This is a genomic window from Arthrobacter sp. HMWF013 (assembly GCF_003061105.1).
In the GTDB taxonomy this organism is placed as follows: domain Bacteria; phylum Actinomycetota; class Actinomycetes; order Actinomycetales; family Micrococcaceae; genus Arthrobacter.
On record NZ_QAIQ01000096.1, the window covers coordinates 1 to 4,646 of the forward strand.

The window sequence follows — 4,646 nt, forward strand, 5'->3', positions numbered from 1 at the left end:
CCCCTACCCCATCCCCCACGACGGTCCCGTCGGGCAAATGCTCTCCGCAGTGGGACGCTCGCCCATGCGCGCTTCACACCTGCACTTCATGGTCACCAAACCCGGACTCAGGACACTGGTCACCCACATCTTCGTATGCGGGGACGAGCTACTGAAATACGACACCGTGTTCGGTGTCAAGGAGTCCCTCATCAAGGACTTCGTCCAGCAGGACGCCGGAACCCCTACTCCCGACGGCCGCGACCTCGCGGATCGCACCTGGGCCCGGACCCGCTTCGACATCGTTTTGCCGCCCGCCGCGGACTAGTGCGAACCGGCAAACCAGCTCTTAGAGTTTCCGGTGGGTGCAATACTGCATCCACCGGAAACTTTGGCTTTGCAACGAATACCAGATCCAACCACACCCCCGCCTGACACAGGACGTCGTGGCTTGGGCTGCCGCCACAGGGACATATATCTGGGTTCCACTGACAGGCTTGGCTCCTTGGCGTTGGGTGAGGTGGACCGCTAGATGCAGGATTCTGGGGCACCAAAATAGATTGAAAGCCGTCGTGCCCCATCGCAGGCCAAGTCGATGATGCTCGGTGAGGAATCCGGTTGGTGGAGGATGCCATCTCGGAGGCCGCTGACCGATAGGGACGCCATCACGTGGCCCCGGTGGTCAAAAATTGGGGCACCAACGGCGGCCATTCCCGAGGTTACTTCGTCGTCGCTGAGGGCGAAGCCGGCCTCGCGGATTTCTTTGAGCTTTCCGAAGAATTCCGCTCGGGATCGCACGCCGAAACTGAAATCCGAGCTCTGGCCCATGACCGCAGCGTACTCCTCCCAGGACTGCGCGGTGTCGAAGGCCAACAAGGCGCGGGGTGCAGCACCGATATGCAAGGGCAATGAGCTTCCAATGGCCAAGCGGCGACTGTTCACTCGTTTACCGTCTATGCGCTCGATGCACACAGCACGGGTACCGCTTTTGATGCATAGGAGGACGGTTTCCCCGATTGCATCGTGGATTTCGCGGAGCACGGGTAGCGCAGCCCGCCGCAAGTCGAGTTGATTCAACAGATTTCCCGCGAGGGAGATCATCTTGCTGCCGATTCGGTAGGAACCGCGGTGGCCGAGCTGTTCTATCCAACCGGTCTCAACAAGAGTTGCCAACATGCGGTAAACGGAGCTGATCGGCTCGCCGGTAAGGTCGGCGAGCCTCGCGGAGGTCGAGAGGCGTTCGGCAGCCAACGCATCCATGAGGGAGCTTGCCTTGGCCAATACCGATTCGTTCGACTCGGGGGGATTGAACTCGTTGCCGGTCCGGACCGGTTTGAATCCGGCCATGAGATCGGTCAGAGTCTGCGCGGCAGCCGCCAGAACAACCTTGGTTTGTTCCTGCTGGGTGACGACTTGGTCGACCAGACCTGCTGCTGTCAGCGCACCGAAGATGCTGCCGTCCGCGTTGAATACGGGAAATCCTAGGGCTGCGATCCCGTCGACAACCTCGTTGGATTCCATTCTCCAGCCCTCACGTTTGGTGTCTGCGACCAGCTGGCGGAGTGTTTCGGCGTCAATGGGCGTCCTTGACGCCCATTTCACATAGGGGGCTTGGGCAAGGAGCGCGTCGAGAACTTCGGGGGGTTGCCATGCCAGGAGAACATGGGACGCGGCACCGGTGTGGAGTGGAAGGATCCGCCCAGATGAAAGCTCGTGGAGATCGACTTCCGTCGAGTCGACCTGCTCCAGACAGACGGCGGTCCCGTTGCGTGGTATCCAGAGGGCGGCCGTTAGACCAAGCTCGGACTGGATGCCTTCGAGCAGGGTATTAAGGGCTTCATGATCGAGGAGAGCATCGGTTGCCGCCTCCGCCAACCGCAAGATCCCGGTGCCAAGTTCAACGAGCCCTCCCGGGGCGCGGCGGAGAATCCCTGACTGTTCAAGGGAGCTGATGATCCTATAGACCGAGGGCCGCGGTTCGTCGACAGCTTTCGCCAGGTCCGAAGGAGTCGAGGGGCCGAGGGCAGATACTTCATCCACCAATTGTGTTGCTTTAAGAACCAATTGAATCAGCTTGGCTGGTTGCGTCATGTGGCACCCCTCGAATCGACCTTCCTCGGGCCACAGGCGATGTAAATCCAGGGAGCCGGGCAGGACGTCATCTTTCTAGTTCTGCGCATAGTGAAGACCTGCGGTTGAACCGGGGCCCCATTCTAGGGTAGCAAAACAGGCTGATTGTATTGCACGAACATCCTGTCCATCATATGCGACGTCGGCCGCAGCCGACGGCACTACGCCAAGAATTTAAGTACACCCCAGCCTGACGTCAGGAAGCCGTCAATCAGCGCGTCAGCATAAGGTTCGTTGGGCGTATTCTCGACAGACCTTAGTGAAGGACCGAATGGCATCTCAGGGCGAACAACGGTTTAGCGCTTGCCCTTTTTCCGCGAGCCCTTGCCCCGGCCCTTATCCGGGTTCGGGGCGTAGCGCTGAGCCACCTTGGGCTTCTTGACCGCTGGCCCGCGCCGGTCCGGCTTCGGTTCCTTCTTGGGCTTTTCCTGCTGGGCGGACGGCTGGCGGGAGCTCGCCGCCGTCCGTCCGCGGACGATCCCGATGAACTCCTCAATGATCTCGTCAGTGGAGTCCGCGGGCCACGCCACCGCAATCTCGGTCACCGGCGCACCTGTCAGCCGGCGGGCCACCGTGTCCTTGACGTTGAAGTGCCGGGCAACGGACATCGGCAGGATCACCAGGCCGGCTCCCGAGGCCACCACCTGCATTGCGGCTTCCGGGCCTCCCATGTCCGCAACGTCCAGGAACGTCTCCGCAGCCAGATCTTCCAGGGCCACTTCCTCGAACACCGAAATCTCGTGGCCCTTGGGCGCCACCACCACCGGCTGTTCCTCGTAGAGGGGAATCACGTTCAGGTCCCCGCGCTCAATCGGAAGCCGGACGAAGCTGAGGTCCGCGGAACCGTCAGTTAGTACGGACAGCTGCGCGCCGTCGTCGGACATAAACGACTCCAGCGGGATGTCCAGCACGCGCTCTTCCCAGCGGCGGATCCACTTCCCTGGCGTCACACCTGCCACGTAGGCGAACCGGAGCACGCGGGGTGCCTCCTGCTCCGGTGATTCGTCGGTGGCTGGGCTCTGCGGGGAATCATTGTCTGCGGGCACGTCTTCACAGTACCGCCCGCCCGGATACCCTTGAAGCATGACCTCTGCAAACTCCCAGTCCATGAAGCCGGCCACCGTTGCCAAGAAGCTTGGCATCTACCTGCCGGCAACACCGCAGGAGTTCCAGGATTCCACCATCACCCGCGCCGATTTCGCCGAGCTCCAGTCCAACCCGCCGGAGTGGCTCGTGGAGCTCCGCCGCAACGGCCCGCACCCCCGCCCGGTGGTGGCCCAGAAACTGAACGTCTCCATCAGCGGCCTCGCCCGCGGCGGCGTTGAGGAAGCGCTGACGACGGCGGAAATCACCGCGCTGCTGCAGGCTCCCCCGGCGTGGCTGGTCACCGAGCGCTCCACGCACGCGGCCGTCCGCGCCGAAGCCCAGCGGGTCAAGGACGAGGCTGCCAAGAAGGACGCGAAAAAGGCCCGCAGCCAGGCCGAGTAGCCCCCGCCCACCTGCGAACCGAGGCTTGTCCGCGGATCCGAACCGTCAGGGTCAGGATCCACAGACAAGCCTCTGTTTGTGTCCGGAGTTGTCAGTCCTGGTGCAGCTGCACGTAGTTGCCGCAGCCGTCCTCGAACACGGCGCTGATCCCGGAAGGGTCCTCGGACGGTTCGCCCTTGAACTTCACGCCCGCGGCGGTGAGTCTGTCATATTCGGCTTTGACGTCCGGAACGCCGAAGACGATCGCAGGAAGCCCCGCCTCGTGGACTGCATTCATATAGGTCGCGCCGATCTGGTTGTCGCTGGGCTCCAGCAGCAGCCCCACCGAGCCGGCGTCAGCGCCGGGATCCTTGATGATGTAGAGGTTGTACTCGGGCATCGCCATCAGTGTGTCGAACCCGAGCGTTTCGGTGTAGAACTTATGGGCGGCGGCTGGATCCTGGACATGGATGCTGCACATCTTGATTCTCATGGTCCCAACGTACCGGGCGGCCTCCGGGGTGAGAAGCGCTTGGGAAGCGCATCCATTCCACGTCACGCTCTGCCTCAACCGGCGACGCCGCGGACCGCCTCGGCGATCACGCGGAAGTCCTTGCGGAGGATCGCGCCGTGATTGCTCGCGACTTTGGCGTGAATGGTGATGTGCGGGTTGCGTTCGGCAACTGCAGGCACGCTGGCGCGGATCTTCTCCTGCCCATCCCCCTTGCTGCCGAACGACGTTCCCCCGAACGTCCCGACTTGCGCCCACGGGCCCGCTCATCGAAGGTGATGTGCCGCCAGTCTGGCCCGAGTTCGGCGATGACCCGCCGCCAGTAGCCCTGGGTCGCGAACTGGCCGTTGAGGTAGATCACCGGTGTCCCGGAGCCACCTGAATCGGTGACGGCCAGAGCAGTGTCGTCGACCCGCACCATGCCGGTCCACTTCGAAGTTGAGCGGGTCATGGCGTCTCCGTGCCGTTGTGCAACAGATGACTCGTGACCATGATTCAGGCTAGTGGCGGCGACTTCTGAAGAACATGCCGGCAGTGCAGATGTCAGCGAACCCTCACC

The 4,646-nt window shown here is 62.5% G+C and carries 6 protein-coding genes; 2 read left to right on the top strand and 4 right to left on the bottom strand.

The window, feature by feature from the left end; translation table 11 throughout:
• Positions 1–307: dioxygenase family protein (locus DBR22_RS04510; RefSeq protein WP_441296236.1), on the top strand; the 307-nt coding region annotated here is incomplete at its 5' end.
• Positions 308–507: 200 nt separating this feature from the next.
• On the opposite strand, the gene DBR22_RS04515 is transcribed toward DBR22_RS04510, so the two are convergent.
• The gene (locus DBR22_RS04515; protein WP_108597979.1) at positions 508–2,070 is read right to left on the bottom strand and encodes an IclR family transcriptional regulator; all 1,563 of its coding nucleotides are present in this window, start codon (positions 2,068–2,070) and stop codon (positions 508–510) included.
• A gap of 335 nt (positions 2,071–2,405) precedes the next feature.
• Positions 2,406–3,230: a LysR substrate-binding domain-containing protein gene (locus tag DBR22_RS04520; RefSeq protein ID WP_375134894.1), complete on the bottom strand. Its 825-nt coding sequence runs from the start codon at positions 3,228–3,230 to the stop codon at positions 2,406–2,408.
• Here DBR22_RS04520 and DBR22_RS04525 point away from each other — a divergent pair.
• On the top strand, positions 3,193–3,597 hold the full coding sequence (locus tag DBR22_RS04525) for a DUF5997 family protein (protein WP_108597981.1): 405 nt from the start codon (positions 3,193–3,195) through the stop codon (positions 3,595–3,597). The two genes, DBR22_RS04520 and DBR22_RS04525, sit on opposite strands and share 38 nt — an antisense overlap.
• Positions 3,598–3,688: 91 nt before the next feature.
• On the opposite strand, the gene DBR22_RS04530 is transcribed toward DBR22_RS04525, so the two are convergent.
• Both DBR22_RS04530 and DBR22_RS24310 read right to left on the bottom strand, forming a co-directional pair.
• Positions 3,689–4,069, bottom strand: coding sequence for a VOC family protein (locus DBR22_RS04530; protein ID WP_108597982.1), 381 nt, complete (start codon positions 4,067–4,069; stop codon positions 3,689–3,691).
• A 74-nt stretch (positions 4,070–4,143) separates the two neighbouring features.
• Positions 4,144–4,269, bottom strand: coding sequence for a hypothetical protein (locus tag DBR22_RS24310; RefSeq protein WP_258229041.1), 126 nt, complete (start codon positions 4,267–4,269; stop codon positions 4,144–4,146).
• Positions 4,270–4,646: the final 377 nt, after the last annotated feature.